Source organism: Variovorax gossypii (genome assembly GCF_003965815.1).
Lineage (GTDB): Bacteria > Pseudomonadota > Gammaproteobacteria > Burkholderiales > Burkholderiaceae_C > Variovorax > Variovorax gossypii.
The window spans coordinates 1,502,749-1,521,737 of the sequence record NZ_RXOE01000002.1; the positions used below are offsets into that span (position 1 = coordinate 1,502,749).

Annotated in this window: 19 protein-coding genes and 1 pseudogene; 8 read left to right on the forward strand and 12 right to left on the reverse strand. The window is 61.3% G+C overall.

All coding sequences use genetic code 11. The features are described from left to right. Positions 1-107: 107 nt before the first annotated feature. Positions 108-698, forward strand: coding sequence for a TetR/AcrR family transcriptional regulator (locus tag EJP69_RS14590; RefSeq protein WP_126470890.1), 591 nt, complete (start codon positions 108-110; stop codon positions 696-698). 17 nt (positions 699-715) lie between these two features. On the opposite strand, the gene EJP69_RS14595 is transcribed toward EJP69_RS14590, so the two are convergent. From EJP69_RS14595 to EJP69_RS30060, 6 genes are all read right to left on the reverse strand, one after another. Next, positions 716-1,687, reverse strand: a complete 972-nt coding sequence (locus tag EJP69_RS14595) for a Bug family tripartite tricarboxylate transporter substrate binding protein (RefSeq protein ID WP_126470892.1) — start codon at positions 1,685-1,687, stop codon at positions 716-718. Between the two features lie 162 nt (positions 1,688-1,849). Beyond that, positions 1,850-2,323: a VOC family protein gene (locus EJP69_RS14600; RefSeq protein WP_126470894.1), complete on the reverse strand. Its 474-nt coding sequence runs from the start codon at positions 2,321-2,323 to the stop codon at positions 1,850-1,852. A gap of 43 nt (positions 2,324-2,366) precedes the next feature. Then, positions 2,367-3,980 (reverse strand): AMP-binding protein, encoded by a 1,614-nt coding sequence (locus EJP69_RS14605; RefSeq protein ID WP_126470896.1) that lies wholly within the window; start codon positions 3,978-3,980, stop codon positions 2,367-2,369. 257 nt (positions 3,981-4,237) lie between these two features. Next, complete coding sequence (locus EJP69_RS14610) at positions 4,238-5,176, reverse strand: LysR family transcriptional regulator (protein WP_145760750.1); 939 nt, start codon at positions 5,174-5,176, stop codon at positions 4,238-4,240. A gap of 241 nt (positions 5,177-5,417) precedes the next feature. Next, positions 5,418-6,272, reverse strand: coding sequence for a phytanoyl-CoA dioxygenase family protein (locus tag EJP69_RS14615; protein WP_126470900.1), 855 nt, complete (start codon positions 6,270-6,272; stop codon positions 5,418-5,420). 401 nt (positions 6,273-6,673) lie between these two features. Further along, positions 6,674-6,997 (reverse strand): LysR substrate-binding domain-containing protein, encoded by a 324-nt coding sequence (locus EJP69_RS30060; RefSeq protein WP_126471115.1) that lies wholly within the window; start codon positions 6,995-6,997, stop codon positions 6,674-6,676. A gap of 308 nt (positions 6,998-7,305) precedes the next feature. Between EJP69_RS30060 and EJP69_RS14625 the strand changes: the two genes are divergently transcribed. The 7 genes from EJP69_RS14625 (at position 7,306) to EJP69_RS14655 (ending at position 14,295) form a co-directional block, all read left to right on the forward strand. Beyond that, on the forward strand, positions 7,306-8,520 hold the full coding sequence (locus EJP69_RS14625) for a substrate-binding domain-containing protein (RefSeq protein WP_206169321.1): 1,215 nt from the start codon (positions 7,306-7,308) through the stop codon (positions 8,518-8,520). 15 nt (positions 8,521-8,535) lie between these two features. Continuing rightward, complete coding sequence (locus EJP69_RS14630) at positions 8,536-9,312, forward strand: ABC transporter ATP-binding protein (RefSeq protein ID WP_126470902.1); 777 nt, start codon at positions 8,536-8,538, stop codon at positions 9,310-9,312. Further along, positions 9,305-10,054 carry an ABC transporter ATP-binding protein gene (locus tag EJP69_RS14635; RefSeq protein WP_126470904.1) on the forward strand — a complete coding sequence of 250 codons (750 nt, stop codon included), beginning with the start codon at positions 9,305-9,307 and terminating at the stop codon, positions 10,052-10,054. The genes EJP69_RS14630 and EJP69_RS14635 overlap by 8 nt, the downstream gene beginning before the upstream one ends. Positions 10,055-10,136: 82 nt before the next feature. Then, positions 10,137-11,117 carry a branched-chain amino acid ABC transporter permease gene (locus EJP69_RS14640; RefSeq protein WP_206169334.1) on the forward strand — a complete coding sequence of 327 codons (981 nt, stop codon included), beginning with the start codon at positions 10,137-10,139 and terminating at the stop codon, positions 11,115-11,117. A gap of 13 nt (positions 11,118-11,130) precedes the next feature. Further along, a complete protein-coding gene (locus EJP69_RS14645) occupies positions 11,131-12,237 on the forward strand; it encodes a branched-chain amino acid ABC transporter permease (RefSeq protein ID WP_126470908.1) in 1,107 nt (368 codons plus the stop codon). Positions 12,238-12,265: 28 nt separating this feature from the next. Beyond that, the gene (locus EJP69_RS14650; RefSeq protein ID WP_170217112.1) at positions 12,266-13,879 is read left to right on the forward strand and encodes an AMP-binding protein; all 1,614 of its coding nucleotides are present in this window, start codon (positions 12,266-12,268) and stop codon (positions 13,877-13,879) included. Next, positions 13,876-14,295, forward strand: coding sequence for a VOC family protein (locus EJP69_RS14655; protein WP_170217113.1), 420 nt, complete (start codon positions 13,876-13,878; stop codon positions 14,293-14,295). The genes EJP69_RS14650 and EJP69_RS14655 overlap by 4 nt, the downstream gene beginning before the upstream one ends. 18 nt (positions 14,296-14,313) lie before the next feature. Here EJP69_RS14655 and EJP69_RS14660 read toward each other — a convergent pair whose 3' ends face one another. The 6 genes and pseudogenes from EJP69_RS14660 to EJP69_RS14675 all read right to left on the reverse strand — a co-directional run bounded on the left by EJP69_RS14660 (position 14,314) and on the right by EJP69_RS14675 (position 18,946). Next, positions 14,314-14,922, reverse strand: a complete 609-nt coding sequence (locus tag EJP69_RS14660; RefSeq protein WP_126470914.1) for a TetR/AcrR family transcriptional regulator — start codon at positions 14,920-14,922, stop codon at positions 14,314-14,316. Next, on the reverse strand, positions 14,903-15,559 hold the full coding sequence (locus EJP69_RS14665; protein WP_170217115.1) for a TetR/AcrR family transcriptional regulator: 657 nt from the start codon (positions 15,557-15,559) through the stop codon (positions 14,903-14,905). The genes EJP69_RS14660 and EJP69_RS14665 overlap by 20 nt, the downstream gene beginning before the upstream one ends. Before the next feature lie 603 nt (positions 15,560-16,162). Continuing rightward, a complete protein-coding gene (locus EJP69_RS14670; RefSeq protein WP_126470918.1) occupies positions 16,163-17,053 on the reverse strand; it encodes a helix-turn-helix transcriptional regulator in 891 nt (296 codons plus the stop codon). A gap of 66 nt (positions 17,054-17,119) precedes the next feature. Then, a pseudogene (locus EJP69_RS30065) lies at positions 17,120-17,203 on the reverse strand (IS66 family transposase); the annotation flags it as partial. 47 nt (positions 17,204-17,250) lie between these two features. After that, on the reverse strand, positions 17,251-18,108 hold the full coding sequence (locus EJP69_RS30070) for an SGNH/GDSL hydrolase family protein (RefSeq protein ID WP_420824212.1): 858 nt from the start codon (positions 18,106-18,108) through the stop codon (positions 17,251-17,253). Then, positions 18,047-18,946 (reverse strand): MlaA family lipoprotein, encoded by a 900-nt coding sequence (locus EJP69_RS14675; RefSeq protein ID WP_170217116.1) that lies wholly within the window; start codon positions 18,944-18,946, stop codon positions 18,047-18,049. Before EJP69_RS14675 ends, EJP69_RS30070 begins: the two co-directional genes overlap by 62 nt. Positions 18,947-18,989 lie beyond the last annotated feature (43 nt).

The following is an 18,989-nucleotide window of genomic DNA, read 5'->3' on the forward strand; positions in this document are numbered from 1 at the left end:
GGTTCTGTGCGCCTCGGCGAATACGAGGCTTCGGATTTTCTATGTCAAGTGTCATAGTGATTTTGATCATACACTCTCTATGACATTTGACATAGAGAGCAACCCGTATGTCCTCCTCCACCCGAGACAAGATGATCGCCGGCGCCGCAGACCTGCTGAGCCGGCGCGGCGTGCACGCCACAAGCCTGCGAACCGTGGTGCAGCACACCGGCACGCCGCGCGGGTCATTGGCTCATCATTTCCCCGGCGGCAAGCAGCAACTGCTGGAAGAGGCTGTGCGCCACGCCGCCGAGAGTGTGGCTGTACCGCTGGAAGCGCTGATGAAGGAACGCGGTGCGGCCGAAGGCCTACAAGCTTTCATCGGCTGGTGGCGCCGCATCCTCGAGAGCTCGGATTTCGAGGCCGGATGTCCCGTACTGGCGGTGGCGGTTGAACCCATGGCGGACGAGGAAGACGCCGAGTCGGGGAAGCAACTTCGCGAGCTGGCTCACGAGGCCTTCGGGCGCTGGGAAACCATCTTGGCCGCAGCGCTGCGCCGCGAAGGCGTGGCCGCAAGTCGCGCGCAGCGGCTGGGGGCGCTCGTCGTGGCTGCCATCGAAGGCACTGTTGCGATGTGTCGAGTTGCGCGCAGCACGCAGGCGCTTGACGCCGTTCAGCTTGAACTGCAAGCCTTGTTGGAGGCGGCGACTGCGCATTGAAACTCTTCGAGTGTGGACTATTCGTTGCGCGCGCCTGAGATCTTCACGAGCTTCTCGATGAGCGGCCCCGTCGCATCGAAGTTTCGGCGAAAGTCTGCGGCACTACCGCCCACTGCATCCATCCCAAGCTCCTCTAGTCTCGCTTTCATTGCGGGTGATTGGGCAATTTCGCGCGCGTACTTCTCGAGCCGATCGAGAATCGGCTTTGGCGTCGCAGCAGGAGCAGCGAAGACGAACCAGGACATGGTGACCAGTTCAGGATCAGGAAAACCTTCCTCCTTCATGGTGGGGACGTTCGGCAAGCCCTGCAGCCGCTTCTCGGAAAGAACTGCAATCGGCCGCACCCTGCCGCTTTGGATCAGCGGAAGCATGGGCGCAAGCGTTCCCATGCCCCACGGCACCACGCCGGCTGCAAGATCCTGGGCGAAAGGTGCTTCACTCTTGTAAGGCACATGGACCATTTCGAGGCCTTGAGACTTGCTCAGATAAGCTGCTGTGAGATGTCCGCCAGAGCCCGTCCCAAGTGATCCGTAGCTGAGACGCCCTTTTTCCTTCTTGGCCCATGCAACAAACTCTTTCATGTTCTTTGCGGGCACATCGTTGTTCACCATAAGGATCATGGTGTTGGTTGCGACCTCCGAGATCACCGCCAGATCACGCTTGACGTCGTAGGGGACGTTGTTGAAGGTGTGCTGCGCATAGTAGATCGGAGACGAATAGGTGAATAGCAAGGTATAGCCATCTGGTGAGGCCTTGGCGACCGCTTGCGTCCCGATCATTCCGGAGGCTCCAGGCTTGTTGTCCACAATGACCGGCTGATCAAGTCGTTTCTTCAACTGTTCGGCGAACGCTCTTCCCAGGATATCCGTTCCTCCTCCAGGCGCGGCTGGCACGACCAGGGTCACTGGCTTGCTGGGGTAGTTCTGGGCCGATGACAGGCCACTGCAGGCAAGCGCTGTAGCTGCGATGATGATCTTGATGAATTGCATGTATGTCTCCTTCGTTGCTGCGCCGGTTCTGTGAGTACGGGCAGCGATTCTTTTGAACTTAAACGGAAGCGCGATGGACGTGTTGGACTTGGCAGCGCTTCCCCGCTGCTGGCCATCGAGTTCGGGTTTTTCAGTGAAGCCGGGGTTCGGCCGCGCAAGGCGTCATTCGTCGATGCCCAACCCGTAGTACTCACGTACGCGTGGATCGCGATTCCTTCCGGGTTCGAACACTTCGAGCAGCACGTTGTCCGGCGCCTTGACCATGAAGTAGCCACCGCCAGAGTGCTCCCGAACGGGGTTGGGGAGATGCAGGCCCGCCGCCTTCATGCGCCCGTAGACCTCATGTAGGCCGACCACTTGCATGCCCAGATGGTGCACGGCATTGCGCCCCAGATCGCGCGGCGATTGCTCGTACAGGTGCATGGCGCCGATGCCGATCTTCATGAACACATTGCGTGCGCCGCCGTAATCGCCGTCCCAGGTGACGCGGGCATTGAACCACGTCTTGTAGAAGTTGATTGTCTCGTCGATGTTCGATGCGAAAAGGTGCACGTGCTGGAGGTGATAGCGATCGTCGAGACCATACGGACGACTGCGACTGCGACTGTGTTCTGAGTTGGTAGTGGTTGCTGTCATGGATTCTTCTCTTTGATGGGGATTGGGACGATGGCGGTCTGCCTCACTTCTTCCAGCGCTTCTGGTCACGCACATCGTGCAGGCCGGGCAGCCCGGCATGGAAGCCGTCGGGAAAGATGCGGTGCTTCTGCACCTTCTGCGTGCCAGTGATCGGCAAGTCGTCGACGAGATAGATCCAGCCAGGCGGTTTGTAATAGGCCAGTCGTTCCGCCGCGAACCGATGCAGCGCCAGCGCCAGTGAACGGTCGCGGGTGACTCCCGCAGCAGGAATCACGCAGGCGAGAACTTCTTCGTCGCGCAGCGCATCCGGGACCGCCATCACGGCCGCCTGCTTAACCAGCGGGCTGGCTGCTAGAACCGCCTCAACTTCCGCGCTGGAGATGTTTTCGCCGCTGCGGCGTACGATGTTCTTCTTGCGATCGACGAAGGTGAACAGTCCGTCGGACGAACGGGTGCACAGGTCCCCGCTGTGAAACCAGCCGCCGGCCCATGCGGCCTCGGTGGCCTCTGCATCGTCGAGGTAGCCACTGAAAAAGCCATGGCGGGGGGCCTCTGCGGTGTGGCGCACCACGAGTTCGCCCACCGTGCCCTCGGCCACTTCCTGGCCCGCGTCATCGACGATGCGGGCCTGCATGCCGGGCAGCGGCCTGCCGCAGGCCCGCGTATGGATCTGGCGAGGCTCCCGGTCGACGCACATGAAACGGCCGGTCTCCGTCATTCCCCAGACCTCAATGAGCGGAATGCCGAACCGCTGCTCGAATCGCTCGTGCAGCACCGGGTCGACGCCCGCGCCGAACGCCACCTTCGCACCCGAGTGCCGATCGCGTTCGGTTTCGGGTTGAGCGAGCAGGGCAGGGATCATGATCCCGAGGTACTTGAAGCGAGTTGTCTTGGTGTCTGCGATGTCGTTCCACCAGTGCGTGGCGCTGAACCGTCCCGGCATCACATAACAGGAGCCCGTCACGACGGCGGTGCCCAGCGTGTTGATCGCATTCATGTGATACAGCGGCAGCGGGTTCATCTGCCGCTCAACACCTTCGGCGAAGGCCAGATGGGGTGGCAGTTGGCGGGCGTAGTCAGCCGCAGTTTGCAGGTAGCCGTTGGTCAGGACGCAGCCCTTGGGGCGGCCGGTTGTGCCAGAGGTGTAGAGGATGGCGGCTGCGCGGTCAAAGGGCACTGTTTGTACGGCGGCAGCATTCGCGTGGTTTCGCAAGCGGGGCAGTCCCTCGGGGCCGTTGGTGCTCAACGCAATGGCGCGACCGGAGGCTTCGATGGAACTCGCAAGCAGCGGCCGCAGCAGGGGAAGGCCGACGATGGCATCGCAACCGGAGTGTCCCAGTTGGTAAGACAGCTCGGCGACCGTCAGATCAGTGTTCAGCGGCACCACGCAGGCTCCCAACGCATTGAGCGCCAAGTAGTGAAACACGAACTCCGGCCTCGATTCGAAGGCCAGAGCCACTCGCCCTCCCTCGCTCACACCCTGGTCCGCGTACACCCCCTTCAGCGCGTCGACCCGAGCAAGGACCTCGCCGAACCGAAATTCCCGCTGTACCTCCCATGTTTCGGCCAGCCGACCTGGAACGGCCAAGAGTGGATTTTTTTCAAACACGTGTGCCGATTGGCGGAAACGCTCATACAGGCTGCCCTGAAAATCCATCAGTCGCTTTCTCTTTGCAAAGCCGCTCTTCGGCTTCCTTGACGGGGGACGGCCGCGGTCTGGTTCTTCACCGTCGGCCACGGTTGCGGCGGCGCGAACGTGAGTCCATTCAAACGAGCGCACCGACGCTCACCCGAACCCGATCTACTTGAGACCGATAGCCAGATGGCGCGATACACCAGATTGATCCGAGACGTTGCGAATGAACGTCCCGGGGCCGTTCAGGAACTTTAGAGAGGCCCCGACGACTTTTTTTCCTATATCGATTCCTTGGCGGAATGCTGGCTAGGCCGACCAGAAAGGGAATTGTTTCGGGCCTGAGTCTCGAGCCGATGCTTCAACTCCATCAGCAACCCGACGGAGGGCGTCTTGCGTCGGTGATATACCGTTACTTCGCCTGTCAGTGCATGCAGGTCGATGTCCAGCGCGGCCAACCCTTCACCAGCGAGCGGCTGGAAGGCTTGCTCGGGAAGCACCGTGAGCAGGTCGCTTCGGCGGAGGAGCGGGATCAGAAGCGTGGCCGAGGTGTCGGTTTCGACGCGCACATCCAGCTCACGGAAACCCGCTTCGGCGAACATTCGCTCGATCTCGGTCCTGAGCGTCACGTCGGACGTGGGAAGCAGCCAGCGTGACTTTGAAAGCTGCTCTAAATTAGGGGCACCTGATGCAAGTGGATGACCCGCGCGGGCCACAAGCCTGTAGCACTGGGGACCGATCCGCGTGCGCACCACATCGGGTGGGAGGTACTGCACGCCGAAACATACCGCTAGGTCGAGCTTGCCTTCTTCCAGCATGCGCACCAGTTCTGCCGAGTGCTTGACGCTCACTAGCAACTGGACGGAGTGCGGTCCCGGCAGCATGTCGGCTAGCACCGGTGCGGCCACACTGGCGAGCAACGCGGGAACGACGCCGAGCCGTATTGCCCCGCGCATTGCGGCGACCTCGCCGGCCATGTCGCGCCGTGTCGCGGTTGTGAGCGCGCTGAGTTCCATAGCTCTCAAGTACAACGTGCGGCCAGCGGGAGTTAGTGCGAGTGCGCCTGCGCCGCGCTCGATCAACTGGACGCCGAATTCGTCCTCGAGCTTGCGCACCACTTTTGTGACTGCCGACTGGCTTAGTCCGCAGCGAAGCGCGGCCCGCTGAAAGCTGCCGGTCTCGTGAACGGCGCGAAAGACATCCAGATCTTCAAGGCGCATCAAGGCAGCATAGCTGAGGTGCGGACTCGAACGCCCGTAGGAATCGCGCCGCTGTCGCCTCGGCGTCCTCGCCCTTGAACTGTTTCAGGCCCTTGAAGATCAGTAGTACGACCAGCGTTAACAGTGCAAGCAGCGTCGCCGAACCGTATGCATGAAGAACGTGAGGCCGTCACTCAGCCCGATCGCCAATGCGCGCGTGAACTGGCTCGGCCATCGAGCTGGGCCGATGGTGGCCCCGTTATCAGCTCGGATCGAGGGCACGTTTGGGGCTCATGCCGTTGCTCATTCCCATAAAGGGAGGATGAATGGAATATCCGAGCATCCGGAGCATGTCTTCAGACAACTGCCGGGCCGTATCACGCGATACCGAAAGAAAGTAGTTTTCCTGCGTTCGCAACCAAGGCTCGCAATACTGCGCGGTCGCCGCCAGCCGCGATGCGTCGGATCGGTTGGCTCCACCGCCGTGCCATAAAGTGCCAAGAAACAAGATCACAGAGCCTGCTGGCATGACAGCATTGACCACCACATCATCAGCGGTCGGTACACGGTCATCATCCCAAAGATGACTGCCGGGAATCAGTTGCGTCGCGCCGTTGGTCCCGGTGAAATCATCCAAGGCCCAGACCGTCGCCGCGCCCAGCGCAAGACGGGGGCGCTTCACTTTGTAGAAGGCGTCATCGAAGTGCATCATCTGCGCCGACTCTCCCGGCAGGATGTTGATGATCTGCAACTGCGAAAGTAGGTAGTTGGGAAGGAAAAGTCGGTCGAGCAGCGCCAGGATCCGAGGGTGCTCCACCAACGGATCGGTCGCCCGCGTCTTCTCGAGTACAGCGTAGAGGCGCTGGGTTCTATGTCCCTCAAAGTTGTTTCGGCCGGTTAGGGACAACCGGGGGACGATGTCAGCCTTGATGGATAGCAGTTGCTGGCCATCCAGCACTCTCTCCAGGATGACGTAGCCATCACGCTGCAACTTTTCCCAGTCCGCCTGTAATTGATCTGCATTGACCTTCTCGGCTGCGTTGCTGGCAGCCGCCTTATGCGTTTTCGCGTGGTCGGCCTGGGCATAGGCCGCTAGTTCATTCGCACGAGCGCTCATGTGCATATCTGCCTTTCTTAACCGATGCTTGAGTCCGGACCGCCGGCGCGAGGGTCATCTCAGATCAGCTCCGACGTCGAAGATCAGTGCTTGGCAGGTCATGTGGCGAGATGCCTCGGAGACCGATTCGACCGCTGCGTTCTTCAAATTCTCGTCGCCCCCGGCGCGCAGGCACCTGCTCACCGCGCGACCTAGGAATGCCTGACTTCGCTTTGTATGTGCCAAGCGTTAAGTCCGCGATCGTAGCTGCTATATGACGAATGTCATAGAGGCGGTCGTTGATCATGGTCCTGTCGGCGACAGGTTGCGCGAGTCCGCGCGCACGTTTCCCCTGCTGGAACTCCATGTTGGTCGCGGTTTCGCACGGGAGCCGCTTTGGACCTGGAACGCGCGGTCCTGGGCTATCTGGTGGCCAAACGTGCGGGCCACGCGCCCCCGACGAGCCGGAGGACGAGTCTGGCGATAGGGCGCAGCACCGCAGTGACGGCGGCTGTCTGTGGACGCGTAGTGGCTCGCATGAGAAACATTGGCCTGGAGATCGCCGGTTCGATCCGCATGCCGGATAGGATTTCGGCGCGCGGTTCTTCCGCGACCGCAGCGAGGGGGAGGATCGTGCAGCCAACGCCTGCAGTCAGTTGGATCAGCTCTGGGATCGCATTCACTTCCGCGATCTCCTGCAATGGGATGCCGCGATCTTCGAGCGCATCGTCGATGAGGGTTCGCAGGCATGAAGCTTCGCCGGAAGGATCATCGGATAAGCACTAATGTCCGATGCCGGAATTCGGGCCGAGGGTTCGGGGCCGCCGACCATGGTTGACAGCGTGCCGAGGGGGCCGACCACTGTGCGTCGCCACCTGCGCTTTCCAAAAGTCGGGCATCAAGTCGCCCCGCCCCAAGCACGGCGATCAAGCCTCTTTCTTCTTGCCCCTCCCCTGTCTCCTGGGTGACGCTTTTGGTATTTGTACTAAATACAAATTTATTTGTTTGACGTACAAATGGCATTCGCTTTCACCAACGACAAACGGAGACTCTCATGAGAGACAAGCACATCCCGAGCTGGGCGCGCCTGGCCGTTGCAACTGCCCTGCTCTGGGTACCGATGGCCGCCTTCTCGCAGACGAGCAAGCCCATCAAGATCGCGCTCATCGCCAGTAAGACGGGGCCTGCGGAGCAGTTCGGCCGCGAGACTGAGCGAGGGGTTCGGATTGCGCTTGACCAGCTCACTGGCGGCACGATGACGGTGCTGGGCCGCAAGATCGAACTGATCGTCAAAGACGATCAGTTCAAGCCCGACATGTCGAAGGCACTGCTGACAGAGGCCTTCGCGGACGATGGAGCAGACCTCGCGATCGGCACGTCATGGTCAGGCGGCGCACTGGCGATGGCACCGGTAGCCGAGGAATACCGCAAGATCCTGGTGGTGGACCCAGCGGTGGCCGATTCGCTGACGGGTAGCGCCTGGAATCGCTATCTGTTTCGAGCCAACCGCAATTCCTTCCAGGATGCGCTGGCGTCAGCCGCAGCGCTCAAGGACGGCGACAGCATCGCCTTCTTGGCACCGGATTATGTGTTCGGCAAGGACGGGGTCGCGGCCTTCAAGGAGGCGATCAAGGCACTGAAGATCAAGGTTGACGTGGCACATGAGGAGTTCGTGCCTCAATCCACGACCGACTTCACAGCGCCTATGCAGCGCATCCTCGGTCGATTCAAGGGAGCCTCCGGCAAGAAGTACATCGTGGTGATCTGGGGTGCCGGCAATCCCACGCGCAAGATTTCCGAACTCGTTCCAGCTGGCGAACGCATCGACTTCGTCGCCGTGGGCGGCCCCAACCACGAACACGCCAGGATGTGGTCAGGTCTGCCATTGATCGGGGGGATGGCCTACTTCTACACCTTCCCGAAGAATCCGATGAACGATGCCTTCGTGGCCGAATCTCTCAAGCGCTACAAGGTACCGCCCGACGGATTCACGGCAAGCGGCTTCATCAGTGTCGCAGCCATCCTGAGTGGCTTGCGCAAGGCGGGCAGCACCGACTCGGAGAAGCTGATCGCGGCCATGGAGGGCATGGATTTCGACACTCCCAAGGGCCGGTTGACTTTCCGCAAGGAAGACCATCAGGCCATCCAGCCCATGTACGTCTTCCGCATGAAGGGAGCATCCGGCAACAGCGAATGGGACCTGCTGGATCCGGTGCGCGAGGTGCCGGCCGGCGAATTGCCTGTCCCTTTGCAGGTCAAGAAGCGCTGAGCGAACGGAGCGGACATGGCCGTCACACTCGCCTCGCGACACCTGAGCGTCCATTTCGGTGGACATGTCGCTGTCAATGCTGCCACAGCCGAGTTCCGGGCTGGCGAACTGACTGCCATCGTCGGCCCCAATGGAGCCGGCAAGACGACCTACTTCAATCTGCTATCGGGCCAGATCCGGGCCAGCAGCGGGCAGGTGCTGCTCGGCGGCCTCGATATCACCCGAGCCAGCGCACCCGCACGAGCGGATTTGGGCCTGGGGCGCGCATTTCAGCTGACAAACCTCTTCCCTCGCCTGAGCGTGCTCGAGAACGTCCGGCTGGCGGTTCAGAGCAGAGCTCGCGCTGGTTTCAACTTTCTCGCACGCACCGGTGTCCGCGTAGATCTGATTCAGCAAGCGCACGGACACCTGGAGGCCGCAGGCCTGTCCGCCAGAGCACAGGACACGGCAGCCAGCTTGCCGCATGGCGACAAACGCAAGCTGGAAGTCGCCATGCTGATGGCCTTGCAACCCAAGGTTCTCATGCTCGACGAACCGACTGCAGGAATGAGCGCCGATGAGGTGCCACGCGTGCTGGACCTCATCCGGACCTTGAAGGCCCAGGGCGATCGGACGATTCTCCTGGTCGAACACAAACTCGACGTCATCCGGTCGCTGGCAGATCGCATCATCGTGCTGCACAACGGCACGCTCGTGGCAGACGGAGCTCCCGCACAGGTGATGAACTCCCAGATCGTCAAGGATGCCTACCTGGGAACAAGCCCGTCAACACAGCGAGTCGCACATGCCTAGTCGCGACGATCTGCTTCGCCTGGACGGCGTGCACACCCACATCGGCGAGTATCACATTCTCCAGGGCGTCTCCTTCCAGGTGCCACGCCGCGGCATCACCGCGCTGCTGGGCCGCAATGGCGCGGGCAAGAGCACCACGCTGCGCACCGTCATGGGTCTATGGCGCGCCAGTGCCGGCGCCATCCAGCTCGGCGGACAAGCCATCTCGCATCTGTCCACACCGGAGATCAGCCGGCGCGGCATCGCCTACGTTCCAGAGGACATGGGCATCTTCGCCAGCCTCACGGTACAAGAGAACGTACGTCTTGCGGCACTGTCGAGCGGCCTGGAGTCCGAACGCCTGCTGTGGATCTTCGAGCTGTTTCCCGCACTGCGGCGATTCTGGCTCCGACCTGCGGGCACGTTATCGGGTGGGCAGAAGCAGATGCTGGCGATCGCACGCGCCATCATTGAGCCGCGTCAGCTGCTGCTCATCGACGAGCCAACCAAGGGACTGGCCCCGGGCATGGTGGACAGCCTTATTCATGCGCTGCTGGAGCTCAAGAAAGCCGATACCACCATCTTGCTGGTGGAGCAGAACTTCCATTTCGTGAGCATGCTGGGCGATCACGTTGTCGTCATGGACGACGGCCGCATCGTCCACGAGAGCAGCATGGCCGACCTCGTTCAGCAACCTTCTCTTCAGGAACGCCTGCTCGGTCTGGACACCGAGGCAGCTGCGCACTCTATCCATGAACGCTGACATTCCCGCAAAGGCGACGCCTTCCATTCCTCACGGCTCGCCAATACTGACCGTCACGCGGAATGGCGAGGTCCTGCCTCCAATGAGAGAGGCTCGGCGCGATGCCCTGCCGCTGCTGGTGATGTCCCTGCTCGCCGTGCTGACGCTGCCACTCGTCGGATCCTTGCCTGTCTGGGCAACACTGACATTGGCGGGGCTCGCCATGGGCATGCTGTTGTTCATCATGGCCAGCGGCCTGACTCTGGTATTCGGCCTCATGGATGTCATGAACCTCGGCCATGCCTCGTTCGTCGCCGTGGGCGCCTACGTCGGCGTGGCAGTCGCAGCGCTCGTGTCGCCTGTGCTCTACGGGACCTCCAACCTCATGTCTTTGCTGGGCATGCTCACGGTGGTGCTAGGGGCCGGCGTGACTTCAGCAGCAGTGGGATGGGTGTTCGAGCGCCTGTTCGTACGCCCGGTCTATGGAGATCATCTCAAGCAGATCCTGGTCACCGTAGGTGCGCTCATCATGATCGAGCAGATCATCCTGGCACTGTGGGGCCCTCAGCAGATGAGCCTGCTTTTGCCCGAGGCCGTACGAGGCACGTTCGACTTTGCAGGCGTTTCCGTGGAGCGCTATCGCCTCATCGCCGTAGTTGTCGGCCTGCTGCTTTACATCGGGCTGCTCGCGCTCTTCGGACGCACCAGGATCGGTCTCGTCATCCGCGCCGGTGTGGAGAACCGAGAGATGGTGCAGTCGCTCGGCTACCGCATCGAGACGGTATTTGTGCTGGTCTTTGCAGCCGGCGCTGCGCTGGCAGGACTGGGAGGCGCGATGTGGGGCTTCTATCGCGAACAGTTCAGCTCGTTGGTCGGTGCCGACTTGCTGGTGCAGCTGCTGATCGTCGTGATCATCGGTGGCCTGGGTTCAATCCGAGGCTGCTTCGTCGGGGCACTGCTTCTCGCACTGGTGCAGAACTACGTGAGCTATCTCCTGCCGGCCCTGGCTTTGGTGTCAAACGTGGTGGTCATGGTGGCGGTACTGCTGTGGCGCCCTACGGGGCTCTACTCGGCAGGCCGCTAGGAAAAGGAACTTCATGCTCAAACAACTTGGATCGGCCGTGCTGTCGGACGACCTGCCGCGCAGCCGCTGGCTAAGTCTTCTGCTGGCTCTCATCGCGCTGTATCTGATCACCGTACCCTTCTTGATGCCCGGCGCGCGCATGATGAACGTGGCGGTGACCATCGTCGTCTTCGTGGTACTCGTCGGCAGCTTCGACTTGCTGCTGGGCTACGCGGGGATGGTCAGCTTCGCACACGCCATGTTCTACGGCATCGGCGCATATGGCGTTGGCATCGCATTTCATCTCAAGGGCCCGAACTGGGCGGCGCTAGGCATGGGAATTGGCGCGGCGATGGGGGTGTCACTGACGCTCGCAGTGCTGCTGGGGCTGATCTCGCTGCGCGTCAAAACCATCTTCTATGCCATGACGACCATGGCAGCAGCTTCCGCATTCGGCGCCGTCGTGCTGCGCTGGAGCGATCTGACCGGCGGTGACGACGGCCGCAGCTTCCGCGTGCCCGAGCTCCTCATGCCCGGTATGCGGCAGCTGGAGATCGCAGGCTTCGCTGTGAGCTTCAACGGGCGCACGCTCAGCTACTTCCTGATCATTGCGGCCTGCACATTCTTGTTCCTGCTGATGCTGCGCATCGTCAACTCTCGCTTCGGTCGCGTACTGCAAGCTATGCGAGAGAACGAGTTCCGCGCCGAGGCCATTGGCTATCGCACTCTGATCTACCGCTTGGCAGTCAGCATCATCGCTGCCCTGCTCGCTACCACGGCCGGCGTGCTGATGGCACTTTGGATGCGCTATGTGGGGCCGCAGACCTCGGTGGGCTTCAACGTCATGCTCAACATCCTGCTGATGGCGGTGATCGGCGGTCTGGGCACCGTCTATGGAGCGGTGCTGGGCGTCGTGATCTTCGTGGCGGCCGAAAACTATCTGCAGTCGCTGCTGGCCGTGACCGCCCCCCATGCGAGTGGCATTCCTGTCCTCAATCACTTCCTCGAACCCGACCGCTGGATGCTGTGGTTCGGCGGCCTGTTCGTGCTGGCGGTCTATTTCTTCCCGAACGGACTCGTGGGCCGGCTTCGCGAATGGGCTTCACGGCGCAGGCGCACAGCCCCCATGCATGTCTCATGACTTCTACGACCTTCTCACAGAACCTTCCATGACACTCAAGAACAGTCTCTACGACGTCTTCCTCGAGTCGGCGCAGCGCCACGTCGATAGGCCCTTTCTCGTTGTGCCAAGCCGTCACGCCCAGTCCTGGGATGCGCCGCGTGAACTGAGCTATGCAAGAGCACTGGCCCAGATCGAGGCCATGGCTGCACACTACCGTGCCAAGGGCATCCGGGCCGGCGACCGCGTGGCTCTGGCATTCGAGTCCCGTCCGCATTATTTCATTCACTACCTGGCGCTCAACGGCCTGGGCGCCTGCGTGGTGCCGTTGAACACCGACCTGACAGTGCCGGAGCTGGCCTACCAGATCGGGCATGCCAGATGCGGTGCGGTGGTCGGCCTGTCCACGGTGGAGGCCTTGCTCGCCCAGTCCATCGCCGCAACGGGCCTGCCGATCACGCTCTCCATCGATGGGCCGCAGGATCTGGGCGACATCTGGCGCGCGCAGTTGCCGCCAGCAGCGGACAACCCGATGCAGCGCAGCGCAGCCATCCTCTATACCTCGGGCACCACAGGCAAGCCCAAGGGCTGTGTACTGAGCAATGTCTATCTGCAGGAGGCCGCGGCCTACAACGCCAGCCTCGCGGGCGAAATCGCGATCGCCGAAGGCAGCGAACGGATGATGAACCCGCTTCCGCTGTACCACATGAATTCGATGGTCTCCACGGCGGGTGCCGTGATCCTTCGCGGTGCCTCCTTCGTATTGCCAGGGCGCTTCAGCGGCACCCATTGGTGGAAGGATGTGGTGGAAACCGGGGCGACCCGCTTCAACTACCTCGGGATCATGATTCCGGCCTTGCTCTCCTTGCCCGAGGCGCCCGAAGAGAAACAGCACCAGGTGCGCTTTGCCTTCGGTGCAGGCGTGGATCCAGCGGCCCATCGGCGGTTCGAGGAGCGTTTCGGGATCCGCCTGATGGAAGTGTGGGGGATGACTGAGACGGGGCGTTTTCTCATCGTGGACAAAGAGCCTCGCCATATCGATACCCGTGCCTGCGGCCGGGCGCTGCCGGGACTGCAGGCACGGATCGTCGACGATCAAGGGCAGCCCCTGCCCGACGGTGCCGTCGGAGAACTCGTGGTGCGCCACAGCCAGGAAAGACCACGGCACGGATTCTTCGACGGGTATCTCGATGATGCTGCGGCCACCGAAGCGGCCTGGTCGGGAGACTGGTTTCACAGCGGTGACCTGTGCACGCGCTCAGCCGATGGCATGTTCACGTTTGTGGATCGTCGAAAGAACATCGTTCGACGCAGCGGCGAGAACATCTCCAGCGCCGAAGTCGAAGCGGCACTCGCCGAAAGCCCGTTGGTGGCGCAAGCGGCGGTTCTGTCGGTCCCCGACGCGTTGCGCGATGAAGAAGTCCTGGCTTGCGTCGTGCCGGTTGCCGGATCGTTGCCTGGCCCGACCTTGGCCCGGCAGATCTTCGACCACGTCGCCGCTCGGCTGGCCTATTACAAGGTGCCCGGCTGGGTCTACTTCGTGGACGCACTGCCGGTCACGGGGACCCAGAAGATCCAGAAGCACCTGATCTTTCCTCACGGGTTCGAACCGGATGTGGAAGGCCTGCACGACATGCGACAACACAAGAAATGGAAGAAATGAGTCACCAAGAACAGACCGTAAGACCCGGGGTCTATCTGCACCACGTGCACATGGTTACCCATGACATGGAGAGAACCTGCGGCTTCTACATCGAACACTTCGGCGGCAAGATCGTGTTCGACGATCTCATCGACGGCGACCGCAATGTCTTCATGGTTGTGGGCAAGGGACGACTGCACTTCTTCGAGTCGAGAAAGAGTCCACCACCCGAGCGCAATGCCTTCCACCATCTGGGCATGATGGTGGAGGATCTGGACGACTTCGTCGGAAGATTGCGACGCTCCGGCGTTGCTGTAAGCGAGATCGTGCGCACACCCGGAGGAGGTTTTGCCATGACCTCGGGACCGGATAACGTCAAGATAGAACTGTTCGAGGTGAGGGATCCGGTAGCGCGTCGAAATTTCGTGGACGAGTGATGCGCATTGCGGACGCTATCACTCGATCTTCGCAATGTAGTCCTGATTGAGATTCATCATCGAGAGGGCCACGGCTTCGGCACTCTGGTGCTCGAAGGCATCGCCGGTCGCAGCCTTCTCGAGTGCAAGCCCCAGCACAGAGGCCCAGAATGCCCGTGTCACCATCTCGGGACTGGTGCGGATTTTCCATCGATGCCGCGACAGGGTCTCAAGCAGTGTGGCCTCGCCGACGGCATGCAGCCTGTCCAGCGCGCTCTGGATGCTGGGGCGGAGAGCAGCCTTGTTGCGCGCCATCAGCATCGCTTCGGCGAACATCATGACCGAGGACGCACCAGGTCCCAGCAGGCTGGCGATCAGGATGCGCGCGTGCGACTCGATAGAATCCGCATGAACTGCCGCTTGCTCCGCATGACGCGCTGCCCGCAGGATGGCCAGACCGCTGGCTTCGGCGAACAGCGCATCCTTGCTGCCGAAATGATGCGTGACCTGATTGGGGTAACCACCGATCTGGTTTGCGATGGCGGCCATGGTCACAGGCTCATAGCCCTGCTCCACGAAAAGCGCCAGTGCGGCCTCGCGCAACGCCGCTCGCGTCTGACGTCCTGCTTCACGGCCGGGGCGAGTCATACTTTTTTTCGCCAGGGGCGTTGTCCAGATTGATCATGAGGCGTGCCACGGCTTCGGCGCTTTCCTGTTCGAAGGCCTTTCCCATCGCTGCTTTTTGCAGCGCCAGTCCAAAGATGGAAGCCCAGAACGAGCGCGTGATGACGCTTGGCGCCACGCGAGTTCTCCATCCGGTTCGCATCAACGTGAGCACCATCGCGGCCTCGCCAGCATCGTTGAGCTGGTGCAGCGTCGCCTTGATTCGCGTGCTCAGATGTGGCTTGCGGCGAGCCAGCAACATGGCTTCGGCAAAGAGCATGACGGTGCCAGAGCTGGGACCGAGAAGGTTGCTGATGAGCAGACGCGTATGTTCCTCGACAGACGCGCTGTTGAGCGAACTCTTCTCAGCTTGCTTGGCGGCACGCAGCATGGCCTGCGAGGCGGCCTCGACAAACAACCCCTCCTTGCCTCCGAAATGGTAGGTCACATGGTTTGGGAAGGCCTTGGCTGCCTTGGCAAGTTGCGAAACAGAGACTCCTTCGAAGCCGTGCCGCAGGAAGTGGGGAATGGCTGCTTCAATGAGGACATCGCGTGTGGCAGTGCCATTGCCGCGCGGCCTGCTCTGCGCGCGGGAAGCGAAAGGGGGTAAGGAGGCACTCATTCTCGGGTAGGTTCTTGCAGGCGCGCGGCCTGGAGATATTGTGCCGCCAGTGCGAGGAGCAGGCCCGCACAGATTGAAGAAGTCGTGTCGTCGGACATGCCCACAGAAGCGGTCGGCAACCATCACGCAAACGTAATTTTGGCCGCAGCGCTTACCCAGTCATGGCGCAAGACTTGCACGCGAAGGGGGCACAAGTCCTCCGCGTGGAGCGCCACCGGCCGCAGCTGAACGCCATCAGCTGTCCAATAGAATCGAACTGCTTCACGAAGCTGATTTCGCTGGCGGGATACAGAGCCGGCGATACCAGCGAAGTCGATGCGAGCACGTAGATGGTGTAGCCGTCCGCTGGCGCCGTGAGTGCTTCCGGCACTGCACAGTGCCTGCCGGGCCGTTCTTGTTGTCGACATACACCGCCTGACCGAGTGCGGTACCGAGGCCGTCGGCGACGCTGCGTGCCACGATGTCCGCTGGCGTGCCTGCTGTCCAGGGGGCAAGCATCCGGATTGGTTTGTTGGGATATCGGTCCTGAGCGAAGCCCACCGAGCATGTCGCAATGCCGCTGGTTGCACCAATCAACCAGCAGCTGGCGACGATTGAGTCGAGTCATCCAGGACCGGATTCAGGCACCACGCCCGACTCGATCTGGGCCTTCGCTCTCAAAGTCTCGACAGGTAATCGTGGTGTGCTCTGCGTCTTCCAAGTCGCCAGCGGCAGCTTCCACAGCGGCGGCATCTGCGAGAACGGCGGCACGGTGTGGACGAGCTTGGCCAGGGCCAGCCGGCTGTCGGTGCCGATCTTGCTGAAGATGGCCTTCAGGTGAGCCTTCACGGTGTCCAGGCTGACGCTCATGGCGTTGGCGATGGCGTCGTTCGAGTTGCCCTCCGCGATCCACACGGCAACCTCGACCTGGCGCTGCGTCAGCTCGGGAAAGGCATAGCGGAGGCGGTCGGCCGCGGGGAGCTTGTCGACGGTGCGCTGCTGCGCCTGGCGGTAGGCGCGCAGCACGTGCCCTCGGTAGATCTGCAGCCGGTCGCGCTCCGCGTCGCTGTATGCCGGGCGACCGACGACGCGGTGCGCGCTCAGGTCCAGCGAGTATTCGCCGTGCAGCATCAGCACGCCCATGATGCGGTGGGCGTTCGATGGCAGGAACACCTCGCGGGCCATGGGCAGCGCCATGAACTCCTCGTCGGTGAAGACGTCCGATTCGCGCACCGCGCGCTCGCCGAAGAAGGCCGGGTCCTTCTGCCAGAACGGATGGCTGCCGGCATGGCGTGCATAGGCCTGGAATGCCGTCGCGCGCCGGGCCGGGTCTTCCTCGATCGACAGCAACGCGCGCAGCTCGCCGCTGCGATGGTGCACCTCCGTCCAGCCGACCACGTCGGAGTCCGTCAGTCGGGTCACGCTTTCGAAGAGCAGGGGCGGCAGGGTCAGCAGGTCGGGCTCGGCCTCGTAGAGGCGAACGATCTCCTGCAGCAGGAGCGGGTCGGTGTTCATGACTACTCTTTCGGGTAATTGAATCGTCCTGTTGCAAATCTTGCAGTGGCTCCGTCATGTCTCCGGAATGGCTTCCTGCTTGTACAGCGGCAGGTGATCAAGGTACTTCGCTACCAGCACCTGCGCGAGCAGGCCGGATGTCGAGCGCCCCACCTCGTCGTATTCGTGAGTTGTCGGAACTCCGGACTTGCGGCGTCTCATGCGCATTCGGGCGACAAGCTGTCCAGTACCTGGATCAAGCGCTCCACTAGCCGGGTGGAGTATGGCTGAGCTGGGTGAATGACGTCTGCCATTTCTCCCACGCGAAGTGGCACACTGCCCCAGTCGGCGAAGGGAACCGATAGATCTGCGGCCACTCGCCGAACAATCGCATCCCCTCGCGCACGTATGTCAGCGCCACCTAGCGTTTGCGATAGGCCTGTCAAAATTACATGACGTCCCTCGGCCTTGGCGCTCACTACCATGGATCGCAAGGCGGTCTCTAACGGCAAGTTCTGGAGGGAATCATTCAGCCCATGTTCGATGATCACGATGCGACCTATTCGTGCTTCGTTTTCAAACGAACCTGATCGTGCGCTCGCAGTTTCTCCATTGACGGTGCGATCGATAACGTGGTACCGAGGACGCATGCGCTGCAGTGCGGCCGCCGGAGGTTCCACGAGACGCCGATCCCCAAGATAGCCTCCATGAAGAATGGAGTCGCCGTAGAGTTCGACGCTGCAGGAGCGACCTAATGCCGGCGAATCATCGGCAGCGGCTTTCTTATGCCGCGGATTGAGACCGTGAGGCTGATCCATGGACTGGACCAGAGATGATGGTGTGGGGTTGTTGACGCGATCTTCGACTGGTGCAACACGGGACTGAGAGCAACCGCAAGAGAATACTGCGCTCACGACGAGCGCGCACAGTTTGATCGATGCTGCCTTACCCCCGTTGGAGTCACGTCGCTTGTGATCCCTCCCTTTTTGGGGAAAGGACCGGATTGTCATGGCCTTAGTCACTGGCGTTCCGCAGATCTGCATGAATCTGCTGATTGCGTCGCTGAGCCCAAACATCGCGCACGAAGATGTAGTCGTCGATGGCGTCGCGACGGAACCTGTCGAGGGGCAGCAATTGGGTTCGCCCGTCGATGGTCTCTAGTACCTGAAGTCCAATGAGCGCACCACTTTCCTGGATCTGGTTTATGGGGGATAGAGCTTGATCACTGACCAAGCCAATCGTGTCCCGTATGGTTCGGGGGCCAAAAATTGGCACTACCAGATAACGTGAATCTTCCCAGCCCCAGGTTGCTAGCGTCTGCCCGAAATCTGCGCTATGCCGCTTCGGCATACCAAGCTGGGCGGCAGGATCAAACACGCCGCCAATACCGACCGTGGTATTGGTGACAAATCGCCCCAACGATTGAGCGGCGTGACCAAAGCGCCCCTGCAAGACTTCATTCAATATTGTTACTGGTGAACCCAGGTTGGCGAAGAAACGCGATACACCAGCCTTTGCCCCGTCCGGAACGACCTCGTCATAGCCAACTGCCAGAGGGCGGAGAACGAGCCTGTCCGCCCTGGTGTTGAAGCCGTGGACCTTGCGGTTGAAATTCTCCCAAGGGTCCTGCACAGGCAATTTGGTGCTGATCAAATCGGGATCCGAATCGACCAGATTCGACGTTTCTGCTTCAGCGGTGATTGCGCTGCCCGACGCTGCGCCAGAGTGCAGCATTGCGCTTTTCGAATCTCGGGCATCGGAGCTTTCCAGTGCAATGACTGTGGTCGCGTCGAGGGGAGCCGTGATCATCATCACTGGGGTCGTAGGCGCGTCCGGGTATTTCTCAACGGCGTGGGCCTGTGCGCTGGTGACCATCAGCATGACGATCAGTAAAGAAAGCCTGGGTGTTTTCATTTCACCTTCCATTCATTCAAATATGAAGTGTTGCGGGCGTACA

Bases quoted from the DNA above. Each gene is read 5' to 3' on its own strand.
- EJP69_RS14590 (WP_126470890.1), top strand. From the start codon at position 108: ATGTCCTCCTCCACCCGAGACAAGATGATCGCCGGCGCCGCAGACCTG.
- EJP69_RS14595 (WP_126470892.1), bottom strand. From the start codon at position 1,687: ATGCAATTCATCAAGATCATCATCGCAGCTACAGCGCTTGCCTGCAGT.
- EJP69_RS14600 (WP_126470894.1), bottom strand. From the start codon at position 2,323: ATGACAGCAACCACTACCAACTCAGAACACAGTCGCAGTCGCAGTCGT.
- EJP69_RS14605 (WP_126470896.1), bottom strand. From the start codon at position 3,980: ATGGATTTTCAGGGCAGCCTGTATGAGCGTTTCCGCCAATCGGCACAC.
- EJP69_RS14610 (WP_145760750.1), bottom strand. From the start codon at position 5,176: ATGCGCCTTGAAGATCTGGATGTCTTTCGCGCCGTTCACGAGACCGGC.
- EJP69_RS14615 (WP_126470900.1), bottom strand. From the start codon at position 6,272: ATGAGCGCTCGTGCGAATGAACTAGCGGCCTATGCCCAGGCCGACCAC.
- EJP69_RS14625 (WP_206169321.1), top strand. From the start codon at position 7,306: ATGAGAGACAAGCACATCCCGAGCTGGGCGCGCCTGGCCGTTGCAACT.
- EJP69_RS14630 (WP_126470902.1), top strand. From the start codon at position 8,536: ATGGCCGTCACACTCGCCTCGCGACACCTGAGCGTCCATTTCGGTGGA.
- EJP69_RS14635 (WP_126470904.1), top strand. From the start codon at position 9,305: ATGCCTAGTCGCGACGATCTGCTTCGCCTGGACGGCGTGCACACCCAC.
- EJP69_RS14640 (WP_206169334.1), top strand. From the start codon at position 10,137: ATGAGAGAGGCTCGGCGCGATGCCCTGCCGCTGCTGGTGATGTCCCTG.
- EJP69_RS14645 (WP_126470908.1), top strand. From the start codon at position 11,131: ATGCTCAAACAACTTGGATCGGCCGTGCTGTCGGACGACCTGCCGCGC.
- EJP69_RS14650 (WP_170217112.1), top strand. From the start codon at position 12,266: ATGACACTCAAGAACAGTCTCTACGACGTCTTCCTCGAGTCGGCGCAG.
- EJP69_RS14655 (WP_170217113.1), top strand. From the start codon at position 13,876: ATGAGTCACCAAGAACAGACCGTAAGACCCGGGGTCTATCTGCACCAC.
- EJP69_RS14660 (WP_126470914.1), bottom strand. From the start codon at position 14,922: ATGACTCGCCCCGGCCGTGAAGCAGGACGTCAGACGCGAGCGGCGTTG.
- EJP69_RS14665 (WP_170217115.1), bottom strand. From the start codon at position 15,559: ATGAGTGCCTCCTTACCCCCTTTCGCTTCCCGCGCGCAGAGCAGGCCG.
- EJP69_RS14670 (WP_126470918.1), bottom strand. From the start codon at position 17,053: ATGAACACCGACCCGCTCCTGCTGCAGGAGATCGTTCGCCTCTACGAG.
- EJP69_RS30070 (WP_420824212.1), bottom strand. From the start codon at position 18,108: ATGTTTGGGCTCAGCGACGCAATCAGCAGATTCATGCAGATCTGCGGA.
- EJP69_RS14675 (WP_170217116.1), bottom strand. From the start codon at position 18,946: ATGAAAACACCCAGGCTTTCTTTACTGATCGTCATGCTGATGGTCACC.